The 25,246-nt window shown below is 47.8% G+C and carries 27 protein-coding genes; 24 read left to right on the top strand and 3 right to left on the bottom strand.

From position 1 onward, the window contains the following. Positions 1–100 precede the first annotated feature (100 nt). The 21 genes from ACH97_RS07385 (at position 101) to ACH97_RS07285 (ending at position 21,107) form a co-directional block, all read left to right on the top strand. Positions 101–496: a 3-hydroxyacyl-ACP dehydratase FabZ family protein gene (locus ACH97_RS07385; protein ID WP_020450196.1), complete on the top strand. Its 396-nt coding sequence runs from the start codon at positions 101–103 to the stop codon at positions 494–496. A 15-nt stretch (positions 497–511) separates the two neighbouring features. Continuing rightward, the gene (gene tsaA / locus ACH97_RS07380) at positions 512–976 is read left to right on the top strand and encodes a tRNA (N6-threonylcarbamoyladenosine(37)-N6)-methyltransferase TrmO (protein ID WP_020450197.1); all 465 of its coding nucleotides are present in this window, start codon (positions 512–514) and stop codon (positions 974–976) included. Positions 977–1,147: 171 nt separating this feature from the next. Next, positions 1,148–3,199 (top strand): BglG family transcription antiterminator, encoded by a 2,052-nt coding sequence (locus tag ACH97_RS07375; RefSeq protein ID WP_041817418.1) that lies wholly within the window; start codon positions 1,148–1,150, stop codon positions 3,197–3,199. 16 nt (positions 3,200–3,215) lie between these two features. Further along, positions 3,216–3,497, top strand: coding sequence for a PTS sugar transporter subunit IIB (locus ACH97_RS07370; protein ID WP_003179002.1), 282 nt, complete (start codon positions 3,216–3,218; stop codon positions 3,495–3,497). 23 nt (positions 3,498–3,520) lie between these two features. Further along, positions 3,521–4,894: a PTS ascorbate transporter subunit IIC gene (locus ACH97_RS07365; RefSeq protein ID WP_048350565.1), complete on the top strand. Its 1,374-nt coding sequence runs from the start codon at positions 3,521–3,523 to the stop codon at positions 4,892–4,894. 14 nt (positions 4,895–4,908) lie between these two features. Next, on the top strand, positions 4,909–5,751 hold the full coding sequence (locus ACH97_RS07360) for a transketolase (RefSeq protein ID WP_048350566.1): 843 nt from the start codon (positions 4,909–4,911) through the stop codon (positions 5,749–5,751). Then, positions 5,748–6,701 (top strand): transketolase family protein, encoded by a 954-nt coding sequence (locus ACH97_RS07355; RefSeq protein ID WP_048350567.1) that lies wholly within the window; start codon positions 5,748–5,750, stop codon positions 6,699–6,701. Before ACH97_RS07360 ends, ACH97_RS07355 begins: the two co-directional genes overlap by 4 nt. A 73-nt stretch (positions 6,702–6,774) precedes the next feature. Then, complete coding sequence (locus tag ACH97_RS07350) at positions 6,775–7,530, top strand: Cof-type HAD-IIB family hydrolase (RefSeq protein ID WP_048350568.1); 756 nt, start codon at positions 6,775–6,777, stop codon at positions 7,528–7,530. Positions 7,531–7,807: 277 nt separating this feature from the next. Beyond that, positions 7,808–8,569: a 5-oxoprolinase subunit PxpA gene (gene pxpA / locus ACH97_RS07345; protein ID WP_048350569.1), complete on the top strand. Its 762-nt coding sequence runs from the start codon at positions 7,808–7,810 to the stop codon at positions 8,567–8,569. A 24-nt stretch (positions 8,570–8,593) separates the two neighbouring features. Further along, on the top strand, positions 8,594–9,805 hold the full coding sequence (locus tag ACH97_RS07340; RefSeq protein WP_025810105.1) for an NRAMP family divalent metal transporter: 1,212 nt from the start codon (positions 8,594–8,596) through the stop codon (positions 9,803–9,805). Further along, positions 9,802–10,602: a putative hydro-lyase gene (locus ACH97_RS07335; RefSeq protein WP_257419528.1), complete on the top strand. Its 801-nt coding sequence runs from the start codon at positions 9,802–9,804 to the stop codon at positions 10,600–10,602. The genes ACH97_RS07340 and ACH97_RS07335 overlap by 4 nt, the downstream gene beginning before the upstream one ends. A gap of 76 nt (positions 10,603–10,678) precedes the next feature. Continuing rightward, positions 10,679–11,413, top strand: a complete 735-nt coding sequence (gene pxpB / locus ACH97_RS07330; protein WP_025810103.1) for a 5-oxoprolinase subunit PxpB — start codon at positions 10,679–10,681, stop codon at positions 11,411–11,413. Further along, positions 11,410–12,423 carry a 5-oxoprolinase subunit C family protein gene (locus ACH97_RS07325; RefSeq protein ID WP_025810102.1) on the top strand — a complete coding sequence of 338 codons (1,014 nt, stop codon included), beginning with the start codon at positions 11,410–11,412 and terminating at the stop codon, positions 12,421–12,423. The genes pxpB and ACH97_RS07325 overlap by 4 nt, the downstream gene beginning before the upstream one ends. A gap of 31 nt (positions 12,424–12,454) precedes the next feature. Next, positions 12,455–13,204, top strand: a complete 750-nt coding sequence (locus ACH97_RS07320) for an IclR family transcriptional regulator (protein WP_023857908.1) — start codon at positions 12,455–12,457, stop codon at positions 13,202–13,204. A gap of 88 nt (positions 13,205–13,292) precedes the next feature. Beyond that, complete coding sequence (locus tag ACH97_RS07315) at positions 13,293–13,931, top strand: GDSL-type esterase/lipase family protein (RefSeq protein WP_035337176.1); 639 nt, start codon at positions 13,293–13,295, stop codon at positions 13,929–13,931. A gap of 271 nt (positions 13,932–14,202) precedes the next feature. Then, the gene (locus ACH97_RS07310; protein WP_023857906.1) at positions 14,203–15,627 is read left to right on the top strand and encodes a PTS mannitol transporter subunit IIBC; all 1,425 of its coding nucleotides are present in this window, start codon (positions 14,203–14,205) and stop codon (positions 15,625–15,627) included. 66 nt (positions 15,628–15,693) lie between these two features. Continuing rightward, positions 15,694–16,134 (top strand): PTS mannitol transporter subunit IIA, encoded by a 441-nt coding sequence (locus ACH97_RS07305; protein ID WP_023857905.1) that lies wholly within the window; start codon positions 15,694–15,696, stop codon positions 16,132–16,134. Then, positions 16,131–17,270, top strand: a complete 1,140-nt coding sequence (locus ACH97_RS07300; protein WP_023857904.1) for a mannitol-1-phosphate 5-dehydrogenase — start codon at positions 16,131–16,133, stop codon at positions 17,268–17,270. The genes ACH97_RS07305 and ACH97_RS07300 overlap by 4 nt, the downstream gene beginning before the upstream one ends. Before the next feature lie 259 nt (positions 17,271–17,529). Then, the gene (locus ACH97_RS07295) at positions 17,530–19,608 is read left to right on the top strand and encodes a BglG family transcription antiterminator (protein ID WP_023857902.1); all 2,079 of its coding nucleotides are present in this window, start codon (positions 17,530–17,532) and stop codon (positions 19,606–19,608) included. Positions 19,609–19,718: 110 nt separating this feature from the next. Next, entirely contained in the window at positions 19,719–20,588 is an 870-nt protein-coding gene (locus ACH97_RS07290) for an SDR family oxidoreductase (protein WP_023857901.1), read from the top strand. A 15-nt stretch (positions 20,589–20,603) separates the two neighbouring features. Beyond that, entirely contained in the window at positions 20,604–21,107 is a 504-nt protein-coding gene (locus ACH97_RS07285) for a D-lyxose/D-mannose family sugar isomerase (RefSeq protein WP_020450216.1), read from the top strand. Between the two features lie 16 nt (positions 21,108–21,123). Here ACH97_RS07285 and ACH97_RS07280 read toward each other — a convergent pair whose 3' ends face one another. After that, on the bottom strand, positions 21,124–21,507 hold the full coding sequence (locus tag ACH97_RS07280; RefSeq protein WP_023857900.1) for a DUF2283 domain-containing protein: 384 nt from the start codon (positions 21,505–21,507) through the stop codon (positions 21,124–21,126). 84 nt (positions 21,508–21,591) lie between these two features. On the opposite strand from ACH97_RS07280, the gene ACH97_RS07275 reads away from it, so the two are divergent. The 3 genes from ACH97_RS07275 (at position 21,592) to ACH97_RS07265 (ending at position 24,381) form a co-directional block, all read left to right on the top strand. Beyond that, on the top strand, positions 21,592–22,014 hold the full coding sequence (locus ACH97_RS07275; protein ID WP_023857899.1) for a pyridoxamine 5'-phosphate oxidase family protein: 423 nt from the start codon (positions 21,592–21,594) through the stop codon (positions 22,012–22,014). Positions 22,015–22,465: 451 nt separating this feature from the next. Beyond that, positions 22,466–23,275 carry a lipid II flippase Amj family protein gene (locus tag ACH97_RS07270; RefSeq protein WP_023857898.1) on the top strand — a complete coding sequence of 270 codons (810 nt, stop codon included), beginning with the start codon at positions 22,466–22,468 and terminating at the stop codon, positions 23,273–23,275. A gap of 164 nt (positions 23,276–23,439) precedes the next feature. Further along, positions 23,440–24,381, top strand: coding sequence for an LCP family protein (locus tag ACH97_RS07265; RefSeq protein ID WP_023857897.1), 942 nt, complete (start codon positions 23,440–23,442; stop codon positions 24,379–24,381). A gap of 31 nt (positions 24,382–24,412) precedes the next feature. On the opposite strand, the gene ACH97_RS07260 is transcribed toward ACH97_RS07265, so the two are convergent. Beyond that, positions 24,413–24,706 (bottom strand): DUF3817 domain-containing protein, encoded by a 294-nt coding sequence (locus ACH97_RS07260; RefSeq protein WP_031305229.1) that lies wholly within the window; start codon positions 24,704–24,706, stop codon positions 24,413–24,415. 84 nt (positions 24,707–24,790) lie between these two features. Further along, positions 24,791–25,201: a carboxymuconolactone decarboxylase family protein gene (locus ACH97_RS07255; protein ID WP_020450223.1), complete on the bottom strand. Its 411-nt coding sequence runs from the start codon at positions 25,199–25,201 to the stop codon at positions 24,791–24,793. Between the last annotated feature and the right edge of the window lie 45 nt (positions 25,202–25,246).

Genomic DNA, 25,246 nt, shown 5'->3' with positions numbered 1-25,246 from the left:
TTTTGTCTTGGTGGAATTTTTGGGCGCTCAGCAGCTTCATTCTGTGTCATCGCGCTAATTAAAAGAGTACGGTATAATCATGTAAAAAAGGATGATCAGCGTGAACAATTCTGTACTGCCGCATCAATACCCGTTTCTATTCATTGACCGCGTAGTAGAAAGCGAGCCGGGAAAATGGGTGAAAGGATATAAATTCATAACGGAAAACGACTGGTTTATGACGGAAAACCAAAAGGAAATGCCGTTTTCCATCATCATTGAAGCGCTGGCTCAGACCGCTGCATTTACTGCGCTCAAAGACTCAGCTGAGATCGGCTTTCTGTCTTCGGTGAAAAAAGCTGAATACACCGGCAAGGTCTTTGTGGGAGACAAACTTGATCTTTATTTTGAAGTTTCCCGCTTTAAAAGGGGGTTTTTATTCGGCAACGGAACCGCCTCAGTAAACGGAAAACCGGCAGCGAAAGCGGAGATCGGGATTTTTATGGAAGCGAAGTGAAAGCGGGGGATAAAATTGATAGAAATAAAGCCTGTCGCGTTTGTGAAAAACTTGCGGACTGTGCCGAAGGATGATCATTGGGGCGATGTGATTTCTGAAATTAATTTGGCTGAAGATATCCATCCGGACGCTTTAAAAGGGATCGAAGCATTTTCTCATCTGGACATTATCTTTTACTTTCATCAAGTAAAAGAAGATCAAATACAATATCAGGCGAGGCGCCCGAGAAACAATCAAAACTATCCTGAGACAGGCATTTTTGCCCAACGGGGAAAAAACAGGCCAAACAGGCTCGGCGCAACCGTTGTGACACTCCTTGAAAAATCCGGGAGCAAGCTTGTAGTGAAAGGGTTGGATGCGATTGACGGAACACCTGTAATCGATATCAAACCTGTGATGAAAGAGTTTCTTCCGAAAGGGCAAATCATACAGCCGAAGTGGTCGGAAGATTTGATGAAAGTATATTGGCATGACAGCTGATTGATAGAAAAAAACCTCTCAACATCCTCTGAGAGGTTTTTTTCATGCTTGTACGATAAAAAAGAAGGATATCAGACCAATCTTGAAGATCGGAAGTCCCATGAATTGGACCCAATCGGCAAACAAAATGAAAACGCTTTATTATATGATGACAATAAGGGGGGCGCAAAAATGATCAACGAGAAACGTCCGGCTCAATTGCTTCAATATTTGCTGCGTGTCAGAGAAGCGACAATGCATCAGCTGCTTGATCATTTTCAATTATCAAAACGGCAAATCTGCTATGACCTGGACAAAATCAATCATTGGCTGACTGGCAAGCAGCTGCCTGAAATCGAGTATAAAAGAAAGAACCGGCTGGCCGTTCCGGAAAAATTGCTTGAATTGCGGTTCTCCGAAGCCTGTTCAGACATCGGCCGCTCGTTTATTTTTACGCAGGAAGAGCGGATCAAAGCCTTGTACATGTTTCTGTTTGTCCGCAGGGAGCCGATTTCATCCGCTCATCTCACACAGTTATTGCAGGTCAGCAAAAATACGGTCATGAATGATGTGAAAAAAGCGAATGAGGCGCTGGCTCCGTTTTTGGTGGCGATCAGATATACAAGACAGCGCGGCTATCATTTAATAGGAAGCGAGTTTGATAAAAGAGTTCCGGTCATGCACCACCTTTCTTCTTTCCTGCAAAAGCCTTACGGCAAAGAAATCCTTCATTATATTTTAAAAGTTTCCGGCTCATGCGGTCACACACAACAAGAAACGAAAAGAGCGGTTGAACTTGTCTACAAAGAATACAGGATTCAACTCGTTGAAGAAAGGCTCAATGAATTTGTTTACTTTCTGATGATGTATTCGATCAGAGTGGCCGAAGGAAAAATTGTCCGTTTTCACCAGGAGGAGGGGGAGCTTTTAAAGCAAAGTCCGCTGAAAAACGCAGCCGTAAGGCTTGTGAATGAACTTCGGATTCCCGTCCATGAAACCGAACTTTGTTATATTTTGATCCAGCTGCTCGGGCTTTCATTCGGACAACAGCCGGCGCATGATCCGCTTTATCAGCTGTGTGAAAAGCTTGTGTTTGAATTTGAATCAAGAGCATGCATCACATTTCCAAGGAGGCGCGAGGTGGCGGAATCTCTTTATCGGCACTTGAAGCCGGCATATTTCAGAATGAAATACCGCATCCCGATTCACAATCCCCTGCTCAGCAAAATTAAGAAAGAGCACAAAGAATTGTTTACCATCGTTCAAAAGCTGATGCGGCACCTTGAAGCGCTGCTGAACAAACCGGTTCCAGAAGAAGAAATCGGCTTTATCACGATTCACTTTGGTGCATTGCTTGAACAGCCCGTACAGTCCGGATCATCGAAAAAGACGGCTGTCGTCATTTGCCCGAGCGGCGTCAGCTCATCCTTGATGGTCAGGCGCCAGCTTGAATCGCTATTTTCAGAGATTGTCGTTGAGAAGGCGATGTCTTTGCAGGAATTCACACCTGACGTCTTTGACCGTTATGATGCCGTGTTTTCCACCGTTGAGCTTAAAACCAAAAAGCGATACTACATGGTCGGGCCGCTGATGACACCCGCTGAAAAAAGCAGGCTTGTCAATGAAGTGTATCGGGAACTGTTCGGCGTGAAGCAAAAGGAGCTTTTGACAGACGAATTTCTTCACATCCTCAAGAAGCATGCCAATATCATAGACGAAAAAGGCCTGAGAGAAGCATTAGAAAATATTGTATTTATTCAAAAAGTGACGGAAACAAGGGGGAAACGACCAGTGCTGAAAGATCTGCTGACAGATGAAACCATTCAAATGGCTGACCAAATCAAAAGCTGGGAAGAAGCGATTCAAACAGCGGCAAAGCCTTTGCTTGATAAGGAGGTGATCTTGAAGGAATACACAGATGCCATGATCGACAATGTCAAAAAGATGGGACCTTATATGATCATCGGCCCCGAGATTGCCGTTCCTCATGCAAGACCTGAAAAGGGCGTCCGAAAGGTGGGAATGAGTCTCCTGAAACTGAAGGAGCCAGTCTATTTTTTGGATGATGAACAGTATCCGGTAAGGCTTTTGTTTTGCATTGCGGCGGTTGACCATACGACACATCTGAAAGCACTTTCCCAACTGACCCGGCTTCTCAGCAATAAAGAAAATCAGGACTCCTTAAAGGAAACCGAGTCGTTGGATCATATCAAACGTTTAATCGAAGCCTATTCATCCAATTAAAAACAGGAGGGATAACATGAAGATATTGGCAGTTTGCGGATCAGGACTCGGAAGCAGTTTTATGCTGGAAATGAATATTAAAGATATTTTGCAGGAAATGGGGTTAATGGAGATCGAGGTGGATCATTCGGATTTGAGCTCAGCGTCTCCTGATCAAGCGGATTTGTTTGTCGTTGCCAAAGATATCGCGGAAGGAGCAGCCCACCTGCGGGATATCGTCGTGCTTGAAAGCATTATAGACATGGATGAACTGAAAACAAAACTGGTTAAAACATTGCAGGAAAAAGGAGTGCTTTAATCACAGAAAAGGAGGAACTGCAAATGGGTGAAAGAGCGCTAAAGCTGATGATGGATGTGTTAAGCCAGCCAGCTGTATTAATTGCAGCTATTTCTCTTATCGGTCTTCTGCTTCAAAAAAAGCCGGCCAATGAAATCGTGAAAGGGACGACGAAATCGTTTTTAGGTTTTATCGTGATTTCAGCCGGGGCAGGTATTCTTGTTGGTTCGCTTGAGCCGTTCGGAAAGATGTTTCAAGCGGCCTTTCATGTGAACGGCGTCGTTCCGAACAATGAAGCGATTGTCGCGATGGCGCTCAACGAATACGGGACGGCGACAGCGCTGATTATGTTTTTCGGGATGCTGTCCAACATCTTAATCGCCCGTTTTACCAGATTAAAGTACATTTTTTTGACGGGCCATCACACATTGTATATGGCTTGTTTAATCGCCGTCATACTGGCGGTGGCGGGTTTAAAGGGTCCGTTTTTGATCGGCGTCGGAGCGGTTTCGCTCGGTTTGACAATGAGTGTGTTTCCGGCGATGGTTCAGCCTTTTATGAAAAAGATAACCGGTAATGATAAGGTCGCGTTCGGCCACTTTTCTTCAATCGGTTATGCTGTGTCCGGGTTAATCGGCAAAGCAGCAGGCAAGGGCTCGCGCTCGACTGAAAAAATCCGGTTTCCGAAGGGCCTCGGATTTTTAAGGGACAGTTCTGTCAGCATTGCGCTCACCATGACCATCTTGTACGTTTTGATAGCCTTATTTGCAGGGGCGGGCTATGTGGAGCGCGAGTTGAGCGGCGGTACACATTACCTTGTCTTCTCCGTTATTCAAGCGGTCACATTTGCGGCAGGGGTGTTTATTATTCTTTCGGGAGTCAGACTCGTGCTCGCAGAGATCGTTCCGGCTTTTAAAGGCATATCTGACAAACTTGTGCCGGATTCCAAGCCGGCACTGGATTGTCCGATCATTTTTCCGTACGCGCCAAACGCCGTATTAATCGGCTTTTTTTGCAGCTTCATTGGCGGCATCACCGGCATGTTGATTCTCGGAGCAGCCGGAGCCGTCATCGTTCTTCCCGGAGTGGTTCCCCACTTTTTCACAGGAGCCTCGGCCGGCGTCTTCGGAAACGCTGCAGGGGGGATACGGGGAGCGGTCTTGGGGTCTTTTGTCAACGGTCTGATCATTACGTTTTTCCCTGTGTTTCTGCTGCCGGTCATGGGTGATTTAGGCTTTGCCAATACGACATTTTCCGATACCGACTTTGCCGCGACAGGAATCGTGCTTGGGCATGCGTTGAAACTGCTGGGGTCTGGAGGAGTTGTAATTGGAATCGCAGCAGTAGTGGCTGGAGCGGTCTTACTGGGCTTTAAACGCGGAAAGGCGGAGAAGTCCGATCATAAAGCTGAAGCGTAAAGGAGTGGGCAATGATGTCAGTGAGGGAAATCAATATGGAACGTTTTCGTGATCAAATCAGGCTGCTGACACTGAAACAGCTTCATCACCTCGGTTTTGGGCATTATGGAGGCAGCTTGTCAATCGCCGATGTGTTGGCCGTTTTGTATGGAAAGGTGATGAAAATAGATCCCGCCAATCCGTCGTGGGAAGATCGGGACTTCTTGATCCTTTCAAAAGGGCACGGCGGCCCCGCCTTGTATGCAGCGCTTCATCTTACCGGCTATTTTGAAGAAGGTGTGCTATATACGCTAAACCGAAACGGCACGGCTCTTCCGTCGCATCCTGACCGGAATTTAACACCGGGAGTCGATATGACGACCGGGTCGCTTGGCCAGGGGATCTCGGCTGCGGCAGGAGTCGCGCTGTCGCACAAGCTTTCAGGACGCACTAACCGGACCTTTGTCATTGTCGGCGACGGTGAGCTGAATGAAGGTCAATGCTGGGAAGCGATCCAATTCGCGGCACACCATAAGCTCCACAATCTTTATGTGTTTGTGGATGATAATAAACAACAGCTGGACGGTCCGACTAAAGACATTATCGATCCGCTGGATTTTGTCAGCAAATTTTCAGCCTTCGGGTTTTATTCCGAAAGGGTAAACGGACATGAACCGGATGCGATTTATCAAGCGGTCAAAAGAGGAGAAGCCCAGCGGGAAAGGCCGGTTGCCGTCATCCTTGATACGGTGAAGGGAAAGGGCATCCCTTATTTTGAAAATATGGAGAACAGCCACCACATTAGAGCGAATGATGAACAAAATCGCATAATCGAAAAGATCATCATGACGCTTGAAGAAAAGGAAGTGAGGGCATGAATGAGGCGGCAGCAAATGTAAGGCTGGATGCTGTCGAAATGAGGCAGGCATACAGCTCGGCCGTTTATGAACTGGCTCAGGAAAACGCGGACATCGTGGCGTTGGAAGCGGATTTGATGAGCTCGATTTCCATGGACAAAATTAAACGGCGCATTCCCGAGCAAGTGATCAATTGCGGGATCATGGAAGCCAATATGATAGGGATTGCGGCCGGTCTTTCGTTAACCGGAAGAATCCCGTTTGTTCACACGTTCGCCCAGTTTGCGACAAGACGCTGCTTTGACCAGCTGTTTGTTTCAGGTGCATATGCCAAAACAAACATCAAGATCCTTGGTTCAGATTCGGGAATTACGGCTGAACATAACGGCGGAACCCACATGGCCTTTGAAGATTTGGGACTCGCCCGGCTCATCCCGAATGCCTTTGTTTATGAAGCAAGCGATGCGGCAATGCTCCAATTTTTGATCAAAAAGGCTGCGGCAGAGTACGGCATTCACTATATCAGGACGATCAGAAAAAAGGCGGTCAGGCTTTATGATGAACATGAAACATTTGCAGACGGAAAAGCAAAAGTTCTCAAAGACGGCAGCGATGCGGCGCTGTTTGCCAGCGGCATCATGGTCGCAGAAGCTTTGCAGGCGGCTGAACTGCTAAAAGAAAAAGGGATCGATGCAGCGGTCATCGATATGTATTGCATCAAGCCGATCGATCAAGAAACCGTGATTCATTACGCACAAAAAACGAATGCGATTGTCACTGCAGAAAACCATAATGTCATAGGCGGATTGGGAAGCGCAGTCGCGGAAGTGCTGAGTGAACATCATCCCGCTCCGCTCAAGAGAATCGGGGTCCATGAAGCCTTCGGACAGGTCGGGACGATCGATTATTTGAAAAAATATTACCGTTTGACCGCAGAACATATCGCACAGGCGGCTGAACAGCTCGTTTAAGATTTCTTTGTCCTGGCCGATTTTTATATTAGAATAGATAAAAGCCTAAAAAAAGTGAGGTATCTTAAATATCGTGTCAGTCAGTCAAAGAGATCGAATCGATGTGAAGCTAGTAGCTCTGGATATGGATGGAACACTTTTAAATGATGAACAGACCATTTCTGATGAAAACAGAAATGCGATTAAAGAAGCTGAGGAAAAAGGGATTTATGTCGTGCTCAGCACCGGCCGGACGCTGATGACGTGCCGGGAGTTGGCGGAGTCGCTCGAACTGTCTTCTTTTTTGATCACGGCAAACGGCAGTGAAATCTGGGATTCGTCTTTTAACCTGGTCGAGCGTCAGCTGCTACATCCCGATCATGTCCAAATGATGTGGGATTTGCGCAATCTGCACAACACCGATTTCTGGGCCGCCAGCGTCGATAAAGTGTGGAGAGGCGAGTTTCCTGAGGATATTCAGGCGTATGAATGGCTGAAATTCGGCTTTGATATTCCGGATGACGCCGTCAGAAACCGGGTCCTGGAAGAGCTGAAAAAGAACAAAGAATTGGAAGTCAGCAATTCAAGCCCGACCAATATTGAAGTCAACGCCATCGGGATCAATAAAGCGGCCGCTTTGGAAAAAGTATGCGAGCGCCTCGGCTTTACGATGGAACATGTGATGGCGGTAGGAGACAGTTTAAATGATATCGCCATGATCAAAGAAGCGGGTTTAGGCGTTGCCATGGGGAACGCCCAGGAAATCGTCAAAGAAACCGCTGACTGGATCACGGATTCCAATATCGAACACGGAGTCGCAAAAGCGATCAGGCATTGGGTGTTATCCTAGCCGAAAAAAGAGCCGATTTGCGGCTCTTTTTTTTGTACAAAATAAAAAATATTCATGAGCTGAAAAACCCTTATGAATTAGGTATTTCAGCTAAAAGTTTTTAGGTAAAACGATTTATTTTATGTGAGGTTTTCTAACAATATGATGCCAAGCGGGCAAATCCTTGATATAATCTATTCAAGTTTGATTATTCGGAATTAAGGTTCCAAAAATCGGAACAAAATGAGGGATATACTAAAATTCGACCGAATGTGCATCAATATATAGGGGGGATTTGATGAATCAAGTTGATTTAAACTGCGATCTTGGAGAAAGCTTCGGCGCTTATAAAATCGGGCTCGATGAGGAGATTCTCGAATTTGTTACATCAGCCAACATCGCTTGCGGATTTCATGCCGGAGACCCTGGCGTCATGCGCAAAACCGTCAAAATGGCGGCGGAAAAAGGCGTGAAAATCGGCGCGCATCCGGGACTTCCCGATTTAGCGGGATTCGGGCGCCGCAATATGGCGATTTCGCCTGAAGAAGCATACGATCTTGTCGTGTATCAAATCGGTGCGCTTTCAGGATTTTTAAAAGCCGAAGGTGTGACCATGCAGCATGTGAAACCCCATGGCGCACTGTATAATATGGCGGCGCAAAGCCGGGAACTGTCGGATGCGATCGCGCGTGCAGTTTATCAAACAGACCCGGAACTGATTTTATTCGGTTTGGCGGGAAGCGAACTTGTGCTTGCCGGTGAAAGAGCCGGTTTGAAAACGGCTCACGAAGTGTTCGCCGACCGTACATATCAGGAAGACGGAACGCTGACTTCCCGCCGCCAGAATGATGCGCTGATTCATGATGATGATGAAGCCGTCGGTCAGGTGATCCGCATGGTCAAAGAAGGCAAAGTCCGCAGCCTGCAAGGAACGGATGTCAGCCTTAAAGCAGATACGGTGTGCATTCACGGAGATGGTGCACACGCGCTTCAGTTTGCGAAAAAAATCCGCCGTGAACTCAGAGCAGCAGATATTAAAATACAAGCTTTTTCTACATGATGTTGACAAAAGGAGGAATACCATTTGAAACAAAATAAAAAAACAAAAGCGTCATCAAGCAACTGGACGTTGCTTTTGGGCGCCGCTTTTTTAATGGCCACATCCTCAATCGGGCCGGGATTTTTAACGCAAACCACAGTCTTTACACAGAGCTTGGCTGCAAGCTTCGGCTTTGTCATCCTCGTTTCCATCATTTTAGATATCTTCGTTCAAACCAATGTATGGAGAATCATTGCGGTTTCTGAAAAAAGAGGGCAGGAAATCGCCAACCTCGTCTTTCCTGGACTCGGCTATGTCATCGCATTTCTCGTCGTTCTGGGCGGGCTTGCTTTCAACATCGGCAATATCGGAGGCGCCGGTCTCGGCCTCCAGGTTTTATTCGGCATTACACCGCAGACGGGTGCGATCATCAGCGCCGCGATCGCGGTTTTGATCTTTGTCATTAAAGAAGCGGGAAAAGCGATGGACCGGTTTACGCTGATCGCGGGCTTTGTCATGATTTTATTAGTGGTGTACGTTGCGATTACGACCGGTCCTCCGGTTGGAGAAGCAGTAACAAAAACGATCATGCCTGATAATATCGACATTCTTGCGATTGTGACGCTTGTCGGCGGTACGGTCGGCGGATACATTACATTTGCCGGCGGACACCGTTTGCTTGATGCGGGTGTTAAAGGGAGGGCTGCGATTCCTGAAGTAACGAAAAGCTCTGTTTCCGGCATTTTGATCACATCTGTCATGAGAATTGCGCTTTTCCTTGCTGTACTTGGAGTCGTCTCAAAAGGCCTGCACATTAATCCGGATAACCCGCCGGCTTCTGTCTTCCAGCTTGCTGCGGGAAATATCGGCTACAAAATTTTCGGCCTCGTCATGTGGGGAGCTGCCGTTACATCTGTAATCGGCGCTGCTTATACGTCGGTATCATTCTTTAAAACGTTTTCTCCGAAAATCGAAAAGAATTCGCGCGGCATTATAATTGTCTTTATTATTGTATCAACGCTTTGTTTTGTAACAATTGGAAAGCCGGTCAACCTTCTCGTTCTTGCCGGCGCATTAAACGGCTTAATTTTGCCTATCGCACTCGGATCCCTTCTGATCGGCGCGCATAAGAAGAATATTGTCGGCGACTACAGGCATCCGATCTGGCTTACAATTCCGGGTGTTCTGGTCGTTATTGTTATGGCCATCATGGGAGGCTATACGTTAATCAATGAAATTCCTAAGTTATGGGGATGATATCGTTGCGTCATGTAAATGAAATGCGCCCTGACGAAGTCAGGGCCCTGATTCGAAAAGGCGAAATAACGGGTCCGACAGCCGGGATGGCCGGGGGTTTTACCCAGGCAAACCTGGTGATTTTGAAAAAAGAGCTCGCTTTTGAGTTTTTGCTGTTTTGCCAGCGCAATCAAAAGCCGTGTCCGATTCTCGATGTCACAGATCCCGGATCTCCGGTTCCGTCCATCACGGCGCCGGATGCCGATATCCGCACCGATTTTCCGAAATACCGCGTATACAGGCGCGGCGAATTGGCGGATGAAGTGACCGATATCCATTCTTTATGGGAAAACGACATGGTCGGTTTTTTAATCGGCTGCAGCTTTACGTTTGAACAAGCGTTAATCAATAACGGAATCCCTGTCAGACACATTGAAGAAAAGCGAAATGTTCCGATGTATCAAACGAATATTCCTTGTGTCCCGGCAGGCCGTTTTCAAGGGCCGATGGTTGTCAGTATGAGGCCGGTTCCGGAAGAGCAGGCGGTGCGTGCCGTTCAGGTTACATCAAGGTTTCCCGCTGTTCACGGAGGACCTGTCCATATCGGCAGTCCTGAAGCCATCGGTATAACAGACATCGCAAAACCCGATTTCGGCGATGCGGTCACGATAAAAAAAGGAGAAGTTCCGGTATTTTGGGCATGCGGCGTCACCCCTCAGGCCGTCGCCATGCACGTAAAGCCGGAGCTGATGATCACGCATTCGCCCGGCCATATGCTTGTTACCGATGTTCGGGACGAACAATTTGGCGTGTTATAGGATCTCAAAATCAATACAGAGTGGTTTATCTGTATTGATTTTTGATTTAAGGGGATGAAAGGCAAGGTGAAACAGAATGAAAAATCTATCGAATGTGACAATGTCTCCGCTCGGCGACTCCGCGGTTATCATTCAGCTCGGAGAGGGGATAAGCGAACAGACGCATCGTGTCGTCAGTGCACTGACAAAGCGGATTGAAAACGATCCGTTTCCCGGTTTTATTGAGTGTGTGCCGGCTTTCACGAGTGTGACCGTTTTCTATCAGCCGTTTGAAGTATACCGCAAGATGGAGAGCGGCAAGGCTGTTGATTCTCCGTATGAAAAGGTAAAAGCCCTCATCGAACATCATCTCCAAGAGCTCACAATGGAAGAAGAAACAAATCAGCGTACGGTGGAAATTCCGGTTTGTTACGGCGGCCGTTTCGGCCCTGATTTGGAGGAAGTGGCCGACATCAACGGACTGACTGCACAGGAAGTCATCGATATTCACACCTCGGGTGAGTACCTCGTTTATATGATCGGCTTTGCGCCGGGCTTCCCTTACTTAGGCGGAATGTCTGAAAAGATAGCCGCGCCGCGGCGGTCCTCTCCGCGGACTACGATTCCCGCCGGCTCAGTAGGAATCGCCGGCATGCAAACAGGCGTCTATCCCCTTTCAACGCCGGGCGGCTGGCAGCTGATCGGCAATACGCCGCTTGAATTATTCAAGCCTTATGAACAGCCTCCGAGCCTTCTGAGAGCAGGGGATATCGTGAAATTTGTCAGCGTGACAGAAGAGGAGTATCACGCGCTGAAGGAGGGAAAATCTTGAGCATAGAAGTGTTAAAGCCGGGTCTGATGACGACGGTTCAAGACTTGGGCCGTGCAGGTTTTCAAAAATACGGCGTGCTTGTCAGCGGGGCCATGGATGCCGATTCTTTGCGGATTGCCAATCTGCTCGCGGGGAACAGCCAGAACGAAGCTGCGCTTGAAGTGACGCTGATGGGACCGGGGCCGTCTCTCCGCTTTCAAAAACCGGCTCTTATAGCGGTGACGGGCGCTGACTTTTCACTGATGGTAAATGACGAAGAAGTCCCGCTTTGGCGTCCGGTTTTCATCAAAGAAGGCAGTGTGTTGACATTCGGCATGTGCAAGCGCGGTAGCCGTGCATATATGGCGGTAGCCGGGGGGATTGATGTGCCGCCTGTGATGGAAAGCAAAAGCACATATGTCAGAGCAGGGCTCGGCGGTTTTCAAGGAAGGGCGCTTCAAAAGGGAGACGTGTTATCGCTAGGCAGCCCGACGCCGTTGTCGGAAGCGATGTACAGAAAGCTTGCAGACCATGGCGATGGCTTGGGCTTTGGGGCTCCGAAGTGGGCTGTCGACCGCAAATATTTTCTCCCGTTAAAAAAGAATCCGGTCATTCGTGTCATCAAAGGCGATCAGTTCGCTTGCTTCACCTCATCATCGCAAGAACGCTTTTTCGCGGATACATTCCGGGTGACGGCCAAATCCGACCGGATGGGGTACCGTCTTCAAGGAGAAGCGCTCGAACTCACTCAGCCGCTGGAAATGATCTCTGAAGCGGTATCGTTCGGAACGATTCAGGTGCCGCCTGACGGCAATCCGATCGTTCTTCTCGCAGACAGACAGACAGCGGGCGGATATCCGAGAATCGCCCATATCGTATCCGCCGATTTTTCACAGGTGACGCAGATGATGCCGGGCGAGCAGGTACAGTTTCAGCTTGTCAGCCTTCAGGAAGCAGAGCGCATTTACATCGAACGGGAGACGAAAATCAGCGAACTTTCCGCCCGATTGAAGCTTGAATACATGTTATGATAGGTGTGATGTGTATCAGGAGGGGGAAGGCATGGAACATAAAAACAAAACAGTTGTCAAAGCTATGACCCTGCTCAATCTGTTCCTGACGAGAGAAAGGCTCTCACTGGGCGACATGATTGAGCTGACAGGCATGCCGAAAACATCTGTCTACCGCATGGTTTGTTCTCTCGAAGAAATGGGTTTTCTCGACCGTGACGAGAACGGGATGTATGCTTTAGGACTGCTGTTTTTGCAATACGGCCACCTTGTTTCAGAAAGGCTTGATATCCGAAAAATCGCTCTGCCTATCATGGAAGAACTCCGCGATGACGTGGATGAAGCCGTCCATTTGATCGTGAGGCAGGGAAATGAAGCGATGTATATAGAAAAAATTGAGGGCACGCAGACCGTTCGCCTCTATACAGCGATCGGGAGGCGGTCCCCTTTATATGCCGGAGCCTGCGCAAGAAGCATTCTGACATTTTTGCCTGAAGAGGAGCGGGATGCCTATATCAAGAAAACAGAGCTGGTGCCGATCGCTTCCGGTACGATCCGGGATAAGAACGAGCTGATCCGTATTTTGAATGAGTCGTACCGGAGCGGCTGCACGGTCAGTCATTCGGAGCTCGAAGACTACACCTCTGCGATCGCCGCGCCGATTTTCAATCATAAGCGCGAAGTCGCGGCGGGGATCAGCATCGCCGGGTTTGAAGCCCGCTTTCAGAAAGACCGTCTTCCTTATTTGACCGAAAGAGTGAAAAAGGCGGCGCTTGACATTTCGAGAAAGTTAGGTTTTTAGGAAAAAAGAAAAGTATCCTTTCGAGCCTCTCCCGAGTACATATATGATAGCTGCCGCGAAAAAACGGCATACCGGAGGGGGAAAGGATATGACGCTTCAATATACGGCTCTCGGCGATTCTCTAACCGTCGGGGTCGGTGCAGGTTTGTTTGAGCCGGGGTTTGTCCAGCGCTATAAAAGGAAAATGGAAGAGGATTTGAACGAATGCGTTTCTTTGCTTGTATTTGCGAAATCGGGTCTTGAAACGTCGGACATTCTGGCGATGCTGAACGAGCCGTTCATCATGGAACAGGTCAAAAAAGCGGACGTCATCACGATAACGGGCTGCGGCAATGACCTTCTGCAATCGCTGGAGATATATGAAAAAGAAAAGGATGAACACGTCTTTTTGGAAGCTTCCTCACACTGTCAGAAAAACTACTCAGGCATGCTTGAGAAAATCGGAGACATAAAGGGAGACAAAGATACGCGTTACCTCGTCCGTCTTCTCAATTTATACAACCCTTTTCCGTCGATCGAATTAGCGGACAAATGGATTTCCGGCTTTAACAGGCATTTAAAACAGCTCGAGTCCGCTCCGCAAATCAAGGTGATCGATACTTATGCTGTCTTTAAAGGACACGAACAAGAATATTTGTCAATTGACCGCGTACATCCAAACAGCAGAGGGTATGAAGCGATGGCGGAAAATTTGCGAGCGTCGGGCTACGGGCCGCTGAAAAGCTGAATATGATGAAGAAAGACCATTCCAATCAGGAATGGTCTTTTTTTATGCAATTCTTCAGCGAGCCTTTATTTTCCTCGAGTCGGCCGCGGCAGCCGAAACCAGACTAAAAAATGAAACTATTAAATTTTGTCACACGGCTCCTGCCAAAGTGCCGTTTTCTTTCAATTGAGCAGTCATCTGTAAGCGTTTTAATATAAAGACAAGGAGCCGACATTATTCGACATCATTTTTTTATCACAGGCTTTAAAGGACAACAAAGGAGGGTTATGAAATGGAAGAAAGACAAAATCCAGATTTCAAAGTAAAGATTCAACGTTTCGGAAGCTATTTGAGCGGAATGATCATGCCGAATATCGGTGCATTTATCGCATGGGGGATCATTACCGCCCTGTTTATTCCGACGGGATGGATGCCGAATGAGGCGCTTGCTTCATTGGTTGATCCGATGATCAAATTTCTGCTGCCGCTCTTGATCGGATACACGGGCGGTAAGATGGTGTACGACCACCGCGGAGGCGTCGTCGGTGCGACTGCAGCGATGGGTGTTATTGTCGGTGCGGACATTCCGATGTTCCTCGGCGCGATGATCATGGGGCCGCTGGGCGGCTTCCTGATGAAATTGACGGACAGGCTTTTCAAAGATAAGGTCCGTTCCGGATTTGAAATGCTGATCAACAACTTTACAGCCGGAATTCTCGGTTTCGTTTTGGCAGTGCTCGGCTTTCTTGCGATCGGTCCGGTGGTGCTCGGCTTGAACAAAACATTGGCGGCCGGCGTGGAAGTGATCGTCAATGCGAATCTGCTTCCATTGGCAAGTATTTTTGTAGAGCCTGCGAAAGTTCTTTTCCTTAACAATGCGATTAACCACGGTATTTTGAGCCCGATTGGTATTGAACAGGCCGCCCAGACAGGAAAATCGATTTTATTCCTTTTGGAGGCGAACCCAGGTCCGGGTCTCGGGATTCTTTTAGCTTACATGATTTTTGGAAAAGGCACATCAAAGCAGACCGCCCCGGGCGCTGCAGTGATTCACTTCCTTGGCGGGATTCACGAAATTTATTTCCCTTACATTCTGATGAAACCGCTGTTAATCCTGGCTGCAATAGCGGGCGGAGCGAGCGGTGTGCTGACATTCTCCATCTTTAATGCGGGGCTGGCGGCTGTTCCTTCACCGGGAAGCATTATTGCGGTGCTGGCGATGACGCCGAAAGGCAACCACATCGGTGTGATCCTTGGTGTTCTCGTCGCGGCAGCCGTTTCATTCATTGTAGCTTCTTTGATTTTGAAAACGTCTAAAGCCGGCGAAGAAGATTTAACAGCCGCAGCGGAAAAAATGCAGCAAATGAAAGGTAAGAAGAGCCAAGCCGTTTCTGCATTGACTTCGGCTGATGAAGCGGAAGAATCAGAGGCAACTTACGAAAATGTCGGCAAGATCATTTTCGCGTGTGATGCCGGAATGGGCTCCAGTGCGATGGGGGCATCGATTTTGAAAAACAAAGTCAAAAAAGCAGAACTCGATATCGACGTATCCAATACATCGATCAATAATCTGCCTGGAGATGCCGACATCGTCATTACGCATAAAGACTTAACGGAACGCGCAAAAGCGAAGCTTCCAAACGCTAGACACATATCAGTGGAAAATTTCCTTAACAGTCCAAAATACGATGAACTGATCAATCAGCTTAAAAAGTAAAGTTTGAGAATCCGTGAGCCTGTCAATCAGGCTCACACAACATGTATGAAAGAGAGTGATTTCCCAATGAAACCAGTACTTGCAAAAGAAAACATTCATCTCAATCAATCTGCCGCAACGCAGGAAGAAGCGATCAGGCTGGCCGGAAAGGCGCTGGTTGACGCCGGCTATGTGACCGCGGATTATATCGAGAAAATGTTGGAGAGGGAAGGCCTCACTTCCACTTACATGGGGAACGCAATCGCTATTCCGCATGGTACGGAAGACAGCAAGCGGGATGTTCTTCACTCCGGAATATCCGTGATCCAGCTTCCGGAAGGTGTCGAATACGGCGATGGCAATATCGCTAAAGTGATCTTTGGCATTGCCGGGAAAAATGATGAGCATTTGGACATTTTGTCAAAGATTGCGATCGTCTGCTCAGAAGCGGACAACGTCGAACGGATCATCAATGCGAAAAATGAAGACGAGTTAATGGCGGTTTTTGAAGAAGGTGACCAAATATGATTGCACTACATTTCGGTGCGGGGAACATCGGCCGGGGATTTATCGGAGCCTTGCTCTGCAAATCGGGGTATGATGTCGTGTTCGCCGATGTAAACGATGCCGTGATCAAGGAACTGAACGACAAGGGCCGCTATTTCGTCGAATTGGCCGATGCCGGAAGGAAGCAGGAAACGATTGGCCCGGTTCGGGCGATCAACAGTGCGACCCAGCTTGACGAATTGTATGATTTCATAGCGAAAGCCGACCTTGTCACCACTGCGGTGGGTCCTGCGGTTCTTAAGCTGATCGCAGAGCCGATTGCAGAAGGTTTGAAGCGCCGGATAAAACTAAATACACAGCCTTTAAACATCATAGCTTGCGAGAATATGATCGGAGGCAGCGCTCATCTTCGCGAGGAGATTTTTGCCCGCTTAACTGAAACAGAGCGCGCCGCAATCAGCGATTCAGTCGGTTTTCCGAACTCGGCAGTCGACAGAATTGTGCCGATCCAGCATCATGATGATCTGTTGAAAGTAACGGTGGAGCCTTTTTTCGAATGGGCCGTCGATCAAACGGAATTCGCGGGAAAAGTGCCGGATATTGAAGGTGTGACATATGTACCGGATCTCGCGCCATTCATCGAAAGAAAGCTGTTTACGGTCAATACCGGACATGCCATGGCGGCGTATGCCGGCTATAAGAAAGGTTTGAAGACGATAAAAGCCGCCATTCACCACCCGGAGGTCCGTCAAACGGTAGCAGGCGCGCTTGAAGAAACAGGCCGGTACCTTGTTCAGACATACGATTTTACACAGGAAGAGCACCGGGCATATATGACAAAAATTATCGGGCGCTTTGAAAATGAATGCCTATCAGACGATGTCACCCGTGTGGCCAGGTCGCCGCTTCGCAAGCTTGGCAGGGATGACCGTCTTGTCGGCCCGGCCAGAAAGCTTTGCGACCTCGGCTTTGAACCTGTCCGCCTTGCAGAAGGTATTGCCTTGGCGCTGCAGTTTGATTGTGCCGATGATCCGGAAGCCGTTGAGCTTCAAAGCATGATCGCTGAAAAAGGCTATGAAGGCGTGCTTCGAGATGTATGCGGACTAAAAGAGGATCATTCTTTATTCAAACTGGTGATCAGCCATTTGAAAGCATAGTTTCAGATAGAATCGGGAAAAGTTCGGCAGCCGGGCGGGGGCTGCCGAAACAGAATGTATGAACAGGGCGGCGCAGATGCAACCTAACCTGGAAACATCAGCTGTGGGCTGATGTTTCTTCACTTCTTGAAGATTTTAATAAAAAATTAATTAGTTCGAATTGAAGATTTCTTAACAGCGTTTTATGATAGGGATACCGTTTCAACCGCCGGACCCCCTTTCACTCCCGCAAAAACGACAACACCGGAGGCGGCGTTTTATGTATATGACAGCAAGGGAACAAAAATTGATGAAATACCTTTTGCATCAAAACCGCTATGTCAAAGTCAATGAAATTGCCGACTATATTGAAGTCAGCACAAGAACGGTCCACCGCGAGCTCAAAGCGGTTAAATCCGTTCTGGACAAGTACAGTCTTCAACTTGATAAGCAGCCGGGAAAAGGCTTGAAACTGGTCGGTGTCTACAGAGACAAACAGCGGCTTCTTGAAGATCTGTCCCGGGACAGCCATGTCGAATACAGTGCCGATGAACGAAAGCTTTTGATTTTATGCGCGATGCTTGAAGCGGGAGAACCGATCAAGCTTTATACAATCGCCAATGACTTGCAGGTGACGACGGCAACGATCAGCAACGATCTTGACGAGCTGGAGAAGTGGATCGCTCCGTTCGGCCTGTCGCTGATCAGAAAAAGAGGCTACGGCATAGAGCTGAGGGGGCCGGAGGATGCCAAGCGAAAAATCGTCGGAAACTTGATGGCCGACAAGCTCGATGTTCAGCAGTTTCTGGAAACAATCGAAATGAATATTAAAGGCAAGAACGAAGCGCCGGAGAAAATATTCGGTGTCGTCAGCAGGGGGAAATTGCTGAAAGCGGAAAAAGTGCTGTTTCAGATGAAAGAAAAGTATGGGCTTTCCCTTTCCGACAGTGCATACATCGCTCTCGTCGTCCACTTGACGTTTGCGATCGAGCGGATACAGCTCGGTGAAATGATTAATATGAATGAAGAAGAATTGACGGACCTGAAGCGTACGAAAGAGTTTGAACTGGCGCTTGCGCTTGCAAAGGAGCTTGAAAATGCGTTTCACGTGAAGATCCCCGAAGCTGAGGCGGGTTATATAACGATGCATTTAAGAAGTGCCAACAAAAGCTTCAAAATCGACTACAGAGCGGAAGATATCGAGCTGGATACCGCCCTCAGGACGAAAAAGCTGATCGATTTCATCTCGCAAAAAACGGGCACGAATTTAACAGGCAACCATTCGCTTTATGAAGGATTAATCGCCCACCTTGAACCGGCGATCATCCGGATCAAAGAAAAGATGTCAGTGCATAATCCGTTAACAGAACAGGTCAAAAAAGATTATTTTCTCTTATATATGGCCATAGAGGAAGGCGTCGAAACATTTTTTCCGGAAATCCGGTTTCCAGATGAAGAAATTGCTTTTATCGTCCTTCACTTTGGATCGGCGCTTGAGATGAGCAAACAAAAAGTAGACATCAGCGCGCTCGTGATTTGTTCGAGCGGAATCGGTTCATCAAAGATGCTGGCCTCGCGGCTGAAAAAAGAGCTTCCTGAAATCGCTTCCTTTGAGATATCCTCGCTGATGGAGCTGAAATCGAAAAATACCGGTGCCTATGACATCATCGTTTCAACCGTGCCGATCCCATATGAAAACATTGACTGCGTCACCGTCAGTCCGCTCCTTGACACAGAAGATGTGAAACAGATCAAACACCAGCTCACCCGGAAAATCCCGCTCATCCTTCGGAAAAAGCGGATGGCTCCCAAAAAACCGGAGCCGTTTCCTGATATGCTTCAGATTGCGCGGAAAATCGGCCATTACGCAGCCGGCATTCAACATTTACTGAGCCATTTTACAGTTGAAACGCTGGAAGCTGAATCAAGCCTGGAACATACGGTCAAACGCCTTTGCAGCACCCTTGAAGATCAAGGTCTGGTTACGGATGCAGGGCAGATGGCCGGCGGGCTGATGACAAGAGAAGCACAGGGGGGCCTCGGCATTCCCGGAACCACCTTCGCACTGTTCCATTTAAAAAGCGAAGCGGCCGCGATTCCCCTCTTTAAAGCTTATGATCTATCCAAACCGTTCGAGATCAAAGGGATGGACGGAAGCGTCATGAAGATGACGCGGATGCTTATCATGCTGGCGCCGGCCGATCTGTCTCCGGAAGGTTCCGAGATTTTGAGCTTGATCAGCTCTTCGATGATTGAAAGTGACGAAAGTATAAAAGCGTACCAGACCGGAGACCGCGAGCAGCTGTACGGAAGGCTGAACGTGTTGTTTCACCGGTTTATACAGGATAAAGAGTGGTAAAAGCCCCGGTCACCCGGGGCTTTCTTCATTTTTCGCGCACACGGTCATGTTTAAACAAAAATTTCTCCGGTTAAAAGTCTAGTAATATCAGCTAAAGGGAGGAATCACAAATGGATTTGCGCAATCAGCAGACAAACGGACAGCCGGCACAGACGCAAGACCGTCAGCCCGGCATCGAAAGCGTCATGAACCCGCGTCCGATCTATGAAGATGAAAATTACAAAGGGACGGATAAATTGAAAGGAAAGGTCGCACTGATTACAGGGGGCGACAGCGGAATCGGCAGGGCAGTTGCCGTTGCCTATGCTAAAGAAGGCGCGGACATCTCGATCGTCTACTTAAATGAACATGAGGACGCTCAGGAGACGAAAGCGCGGGTTGAAAAAGAAGGCGTCAAATGCATGCTGCTTCCCGGAGACGTCAGAGACGAAGCATTTTGCAATGACGCGGTTGAACAGACTGTAAAGGAGCTGGGCCGTCTTGATATTCTTGTCAATAATGCGGCCGAACAGCATCCAAAAGACAGCATTAAAGAGATTTCCAGTGAACAGCTTGAGAAAACATTTAAAACAAATTTCTTCTCTTATTTCTACTTTACAAAAAAAGCGATCGATTATTTGGAGCCGGGCAGCGCGATCATCAATACAACATCGATCAACCCTTACCGGGGCAATCCGCAGCTGATTGACTACACGGCAACAAAAGGTGCGATCAATGCATTTACACGGTCGATGTCACAGGCGCTCGTCAAAGACGGCATCCGTGTCAATGCCGTTGCACCGGGACCGATTTGGACGCCGCTGATCCCGTCCACATTTTCAGGTGAGGAAGTGGCGAAGTTCGGTACAAATACACCGATGGGCCGTCCAGGTCAGCCGGTGGATCATGTGGGCTGCTATGTGCTTTTAGCATCTGACGATTCTTCGTATATGACAGGGCAGACCCTCCACGTCAACGGCGGAGACTTTATCACGACATAAAAGGGGGAAGCTCGTGTGAAGGTGACAAAGGAAGACGTAATCGAATACTACGAGAAAGCGGGCATCGCGCTGAGCGACGATGATAAAGAAAACATCCAAATCATGGACTACGGTTTAAATAAGCTGAATAAGCTGGGACTTCAGCTGTTCGTCTATGTCAACACAGACCGCTACTGTGCCAAAGAGCTTGTATTATTCCCTGAACAAACATGCCCCGAACACCGGCATCCTCCCGTAGACGGGCAGGAAGGGAAAGAAGAGACATTCAGGTGCAGATACGGAAAAGTGTATTTGTATGTAGAAGGAGAAAAAACGGAAGTCCCGGCCGTTCTGCCGCCGCACGAGGATATCGAGCATTTCACCGTTTGGCACGAAATTCAGCTCACACCCGGCGAACAGTACACGATTCCGCCGGATACGAAACATTGGTTCAAAGCGGGGAGTGAAGGTGCTGTGGTTACGGAGTTTTCTTCAACAAGCACCGATGATCACGATGTGTTTACAGACCCGAGAATTTAGCGAATGGGAGCCAATCTCATTCGCTTTTTTCCGTCCGATCAAACACATCAAAGCCGATGAAGCGTTGTCCGTCATGATCGGCAAAATAAAATTGAACACCGTTCACACAAAGTGTTTTGACCGCTTCCTGTGACGTCGGTCGAAACCGATGAACGCGGGCGCCGTTTAGGAAAGCCGGTTCAAGTTTGTGTTTTCTGCCGGTCAGCGTTCCAAGCCGCGCTATTTCCGGAGCCGCCTTCCCCGGAAATTCGACACCGATCATCCGCTGATGGCGGTCAAAGTCTGCAGCCAAAGCCGTATTGCCGATATCATCGGTTGCTGCGGCAGACCCGGCACGGTTTTCCGTCAAAGCAATGTAGCCCATATCAGCCTCAGAATCAAACGATATGAAAATATTCACGTCAAAAACCTCCGTTCAATTGTTTAATATACAAGACATTGTGGAAAAGTAACAGTGGAGACGATACAAAGGAGGGAACTTAAAATGGATCAGCAGCAATTGAAGAACAAAGTGCTCGACATTCTCGATCATCATAAAATCGGTTCGCTTGCAACGGTCGAAAGCGGCAAACCTCATTCCCGCTACATGACCTTTTTCCACGACGGGCTGACGCTTTATACACCGACAAGCGATGAGACGCACAAGGCAGAAGAAATTGATAACAATCCGAACGTCCACGTGCTGTTGGGTTATAACGGCGAAGGATTAGGCGATGCATACCTTGAAATCACAGGTACGGCAAAGCTCAACCATTCAAAAGATTTAAAGGACAAAATCTGGGATGAAAAGCTTGAGCGCTGGTTTGACGGAAAAGACGATCCGAACTTGACCGTGCTTGAGATTGAGCCTTCGGAAATCAGACTGATGAATGAAGGTGAAAGCACCCCGGTCACGCTGGATCTGTAGCGCGCTGTGCTTAACAGTTTGTCATCAAGGACGAACTGTAGTATAATAAAAAACAGGAACACGCAAAAGAGCAAATAAATGGAAAGTAGACTTCTTTTTTCTTTCTTAGAAGATACTGATTTCTTCCTCTGACCCGCCCCTAACAGGATAGAGGGAAAAAAGACTTTTTGTTTCACAATTCACACTGGCGCGGCTTCGGAGCCGCAAGGACGAATGAGAGGTAGGGCTTTCGTTGTCTTGTATCAGAAATTCCATGGTGTTTACTTTCAACTCGGAACGATAGATGCTGATCTTTTACGAAATTCAAATGACCGCCTTTGGCAGCGGATAAATTATTTGCTCGAATAAATATGATAATTGAGACCGCTTCGGCTTTTGCCGGGGCGGTTTTTGATTTGCCGAAACGTTTGCGTTTTGAAAACAGTCTTACCTATAGACTGGAGGAAGAGAAATGGACTTTTTAACATCTAAGGTACTATTGATTTTTTGTTTTCTGTTGCTGATCCATTCCATCGAAACGCTCGCATACGCCGCTCGTCTGTCAGGCGCGAGAGTCGGATTTATCGCATCGGCGCTGTCATTATTTAATGTGATGGTCATCGTCTCAAGAATGTCAAACATGGTTCAGCAGCCTGTGACGGGGAAGCTTGTCGATGTTGCGGGTGCGGACGCACTTTCCCTCGTCGGCAGCCAATTTCGGTTTTTAATCTTTGGTTCAACCGTCGGTACAATTTTCGGAATGCTGCTTCTGCCGACGTTTGTCGCCGTATTTTCGAGAGCGATTGTTCATTTGGCAGGGGAAAACGGCTCCGTTTTGCAAGTGTTTCGCAAGGCGTTCTCAAAAAATATCTTCAAGCATGCCAAGCATTATGCGAGAAGACCGAGTCTGGAATATGTGAAAGACTTTCGGTTCTGCTACATACCGAAGCGGCTGTTTGTCTTGAACATGGCCATCACGGCGATTTATACAATCGGCGTTCTTGCCGCTCTTTATGCGGGCGTCCTCGTGCCCGAAAGGCATACGACCGCGGTGATGGCTTCCGGCCTTGTCAACGGGGTGGCGACGATGCTGCTGGCGCTGTTTGTCGATCCGAAGGTTTCGGTACTTGCAGATGACGTAGCAAAAGGGAGGCGGAGCTACACCTATTTGAAATGGGCTTCGATCACGATGGCAACATCGAGGGTGGCCGGGACGATTTTTGCCCAAGTTCTGTTTATCCCGGCTTCTTACTATATCGCATGGATGACGAAGTGGATGTAGTCGATTTTTGACGAAAAGATCAAAATTCGATCATTTTTCTTTCAAAATGAAAGAAATGAAAACAAAAGATTATCTTTTTCGACACGATTAGACGGCTTGATCTTTCTTTTATTAATTGCCCGCTGTTTGATCCTGTGATAGTCTTATGTGTGGCGGTGATAAAAGTGGAGAGGGTTAGAGTAAGAGTAAGAAAACCGAAAAGAAAAAGGCGAAAAATCATAAAGCGCCTGTTTACCTTAATGTTGCTGGTTATCATAGCAGCAGCGGGTTATACCTACTTTGAATACAAAAAAGGCTTATCCGAATCTGACGGGGATTTTAAAGAAGACGGTCAGTTTGAATTTAACGGGGAAGGCTCTGATCTTGATGAAGTGAACATCCTCGTTCTAGGGATCGATTCAAGAGGGGAAGACCATTCAAGGTCTGACTCGATGATGGTGATCCATTATAATAAAAAGCAGAAACAGCCTAAATTGATTTCGATTATGAGGGACAGCTATGTCGACATACCGGGATATGACAAGCAAAAAGTCAATGCGGCTTATGCATACGGAGGCCCGGAACTCGTCAGAAAAACATTAAAAGAATCCTTTGATTTGGACATTAACTATTATGCCATCATCGATTTTAAAGGTTTTGCCAAAATCGTTGATGCGGTGGCGCCTGACGGCATCGAAGTCGACGTTCCGAAAAAAATGTCGTACGGAATCGGCATGACACTGCAGCCGGGAAAACAAATTCTTCACGGTGATAGGCTGCTGGGCTATGTCCGGTTCAGGCATGACAGAGAAAGCGATTTTGGACGGGTCAGAAGACAGCAGGAAATCTTTTCAGAGCTTCAAAAAGAAGCGATGAGCATCGGAAATATCGCCCAGCTTCCGAAGCTGTGGGGGCTCGTCGATCCGTATATTGAAACAAACATTCCGAACGGCGTCATCTTCTCCCTCGGCAAAGACTTTTTGCTCGGAAGCGTAAAAGAAACCAAAAGCTTCAGGCTCCCGGTTGACGGATCATTCACGAACAAAGACGATCCAACATACGGGGCGGTCCTCGATTTAGACCTTGAACAAAACAAGGAAGAGCTGAAACGCTTTTTAAATGAGTGATCAAAAAAACCGCCGGGTTTCCCGGCGGTTTTTACTGATCATATTTTTTTAGTCCCCGGTCATAAAGGAAATTGCCGAACGGAACAAATGCGGCCACAAGACCGGCAGCCGGCCATTTCACAGACCACCTCAGCACAAAAGTCGCATACAACAGAACAAACAAATACAAAATAAACAATCCGCCGTGAAGCGATCCGACAATCGTAACGGCCATCGGATAATCCGCCCAATATTTAAGCGGCATGGCGATAAACAGCAGGATTAAAAGCGAAATGCCTTCAATAAAACCCATCAACCGAAGGCGGCCAATCGGCGTTTGCAGCATAGTATACCTCCTGTGGAGTGATAGTCTACCTTTATACTATAAACCAAAAGGGGACAAATATGACAGGTTTTTTCTCCGTTGGATTTATGCGTCTGCCGGAAGCTTCATTAAAGCGCCGAAATATTGCTGAGCAGTCGTAAAACAAATAAATGCGGTCAATTCCGTTATTTCTTCTTCTGAAAACACTTCTTTTAAAACATCAAACTGCCTGTCTGACACGCGCTCCCTCTGCGCCAAAAAGACCTCTGCAAACCCCATTGCAAAGCTCGTTTTCTGCTGATTCGGGATCTCGGGTTTCCCCTTTGCCTTGCAATATTCGCATCCGTTTCCCTGAGCCAGCACGCGGCGCACCTGCTCCTTCAGTTCCTTTGATAAAAAGCCGTCTCCTGACAGCTCCTCAGCTAAAGCCGTCCAGTTTGACATCAGGCTTTCGGAGTGTCCGAGCAGCCGCTGAAACGGCGTCTCTCCTCTGTCTGAAAAATTGATTCTTGTCATATGATGATCACCTCTTCATAATCATATATAAGCAGAAGTGAAAAA

Origin of the sequence: Bacillus paralicheniformis (assembly GCF_001042485.2) — a bacterium.
GTDB classification, from domain to species: domain Bacteria; phylum Bacillota; class Bacilli; order Bacillales; family Bacillaceae; genus Bacillus; species Bacillus paralicheniformis.
This window is presented reverse-complemented; position numbering and strand designations above follow the sequence as displayed.

What these genes read in the sequence shown, in the direction of transcription:
- ACH97_RS07375 (WP_041817418.1), top strand. Translation starts at nt 1,148, where the DNA reads ATGATCAACGAGAAACGTCCGGCTCAATTGCTTCAATATTTGCTGCGT.
- ACH97_RS07370 (WP_003179002.1), top strand. Translation starts at nt 3,216, where the DNA reads ATGAAGATATTGGCAGTTTGCGGATCAGGACTCGGAAGCAGTTTTATG.
- ACH97_RS07365 (WP_048350565.1), top strand. Translation starts at nt 3,521, where the DNA reads ATGGGTGAAAGAGCGCTAAAGCTGATGATGGATGTGTTAAGCCAGCCA.
- ACH97_RS07360 (WP_048350566.1), top strand. Translation starts at nt 4,909, where the DNA reads ATGTCAGTGAGGGAAATCAATATGGAACGTTTTCGTGATCAAATCAGG.
- ACH97_RS07355 (WP_048350567.1), top strand. Translation starts at nt 5,748, where the DNA reads ATGAATGAGGCGGCAGCAAATGTAAGGCTGGATGCTGTCGAAATGAGG.
- pxpA (WP_048350569.1), top strand. Translation starts at nt 7,808, where the DNA reads ATGAATCAAGTTGATTTAAACTGCGATCTTGGAGAAAGCTTCGGCGCT.
- ACH97_RS07335 (WP_257419528.1), top strand. Translation starts at nt 9,802, where the DNA reads ATGATATCGTTGCGTCATGTAAATGAAATGCGCCCTGACGAAGTCAGG.
- pxpB (WP_025810103.1), top strand. Translation starts at nt 10,679, where the DNA reads ATGAAAAATCTATCGAATGTGACAATGTCTCCGCTCGGCGACTCCGCG.
- ACH97_RS07320 (WP_023857908.1), top strand. Translation starts at nt 12,455, where the DNA reads ATGGAACATAAAAACAAAACAGTTGTCAAAGCTATGACCCTGCTCAAT.
- ACH97_RS07315 (WP_035337176.1), top strand. Translation starts at nt 13,293, where the DNA reads ATGACGCTTCAATATACGGCTCTCGGCGATTCTCTAACCGTCGGGGTC.
- ACH97_RS07310 (WP_023857906.1), top strand. Translation starts at nt 14,203, where the DNA reads ATGGAAGAAAGACAAAATCCAGATTTCAAAGTAAAGATTCAACGTTTC.
- ACH97_RS07305 (WP_023857905.1), top strand. Translation starts at nt 15,694, where the DNA reads ATGAAACCAGTACTTGCAAAAGAAAACATTCATCTCAATCAATCTGCC.
- ACH97_RS07300 (WP_023857904.1), top strand. Translation starts at nt 16,131, where the DNA reads ATGATTGCACTACATTTCGGTGCGGGGAACATCGGCCGGGGATTTATC.
- ACH97_RS07295 (WP_023857902.1), top strand. Translation starts at nt 17,530, where the DNA reads ATGTATATGACAGCAAGGGAACAAAAATTGATGAAATACCTTTTGCAT.
- ACH97_RS07290 (WP_023857901.1), top strand. Translation starts at nt 19,719, where the DNA reads ATGGATTTGCGCAATCAGCAGACAAACGGACAGCCGGCACAGACGCAA.
- ACH97_RS07275 (WP_023857899.1), top strand. Translation starts at nt 21,592, where the DNA reads ATGGATCAGCAGCAATTGAAGAACAAAGTGCTCGACATTCTCGATCAT.
- ACH97_RS07270 (WP_023857898.1), top strand. Translation starts at nt 22,466, where the DNA reads ATGGACTTTTTAACATCTAAGGTACTATTGATTTTTTGTTTTCTGTTG.
- ACH97_RS07260 (WP_031305229.1), bottom strand. Translation starts at nt 24,706, where the DNA reads ATGCTGCAAACGCCGATTGGCCGCCTTCGGTTGATGGGTTTTATTGAA.
- ACH97_RS07255 (WP_020450223.1), bottom strand. Translation starts at nt 25,201, where the DNA reads ATGACAAGAATCAATTTTTCAGACAGAGGAGAGACGCCGTTTCAGCGG.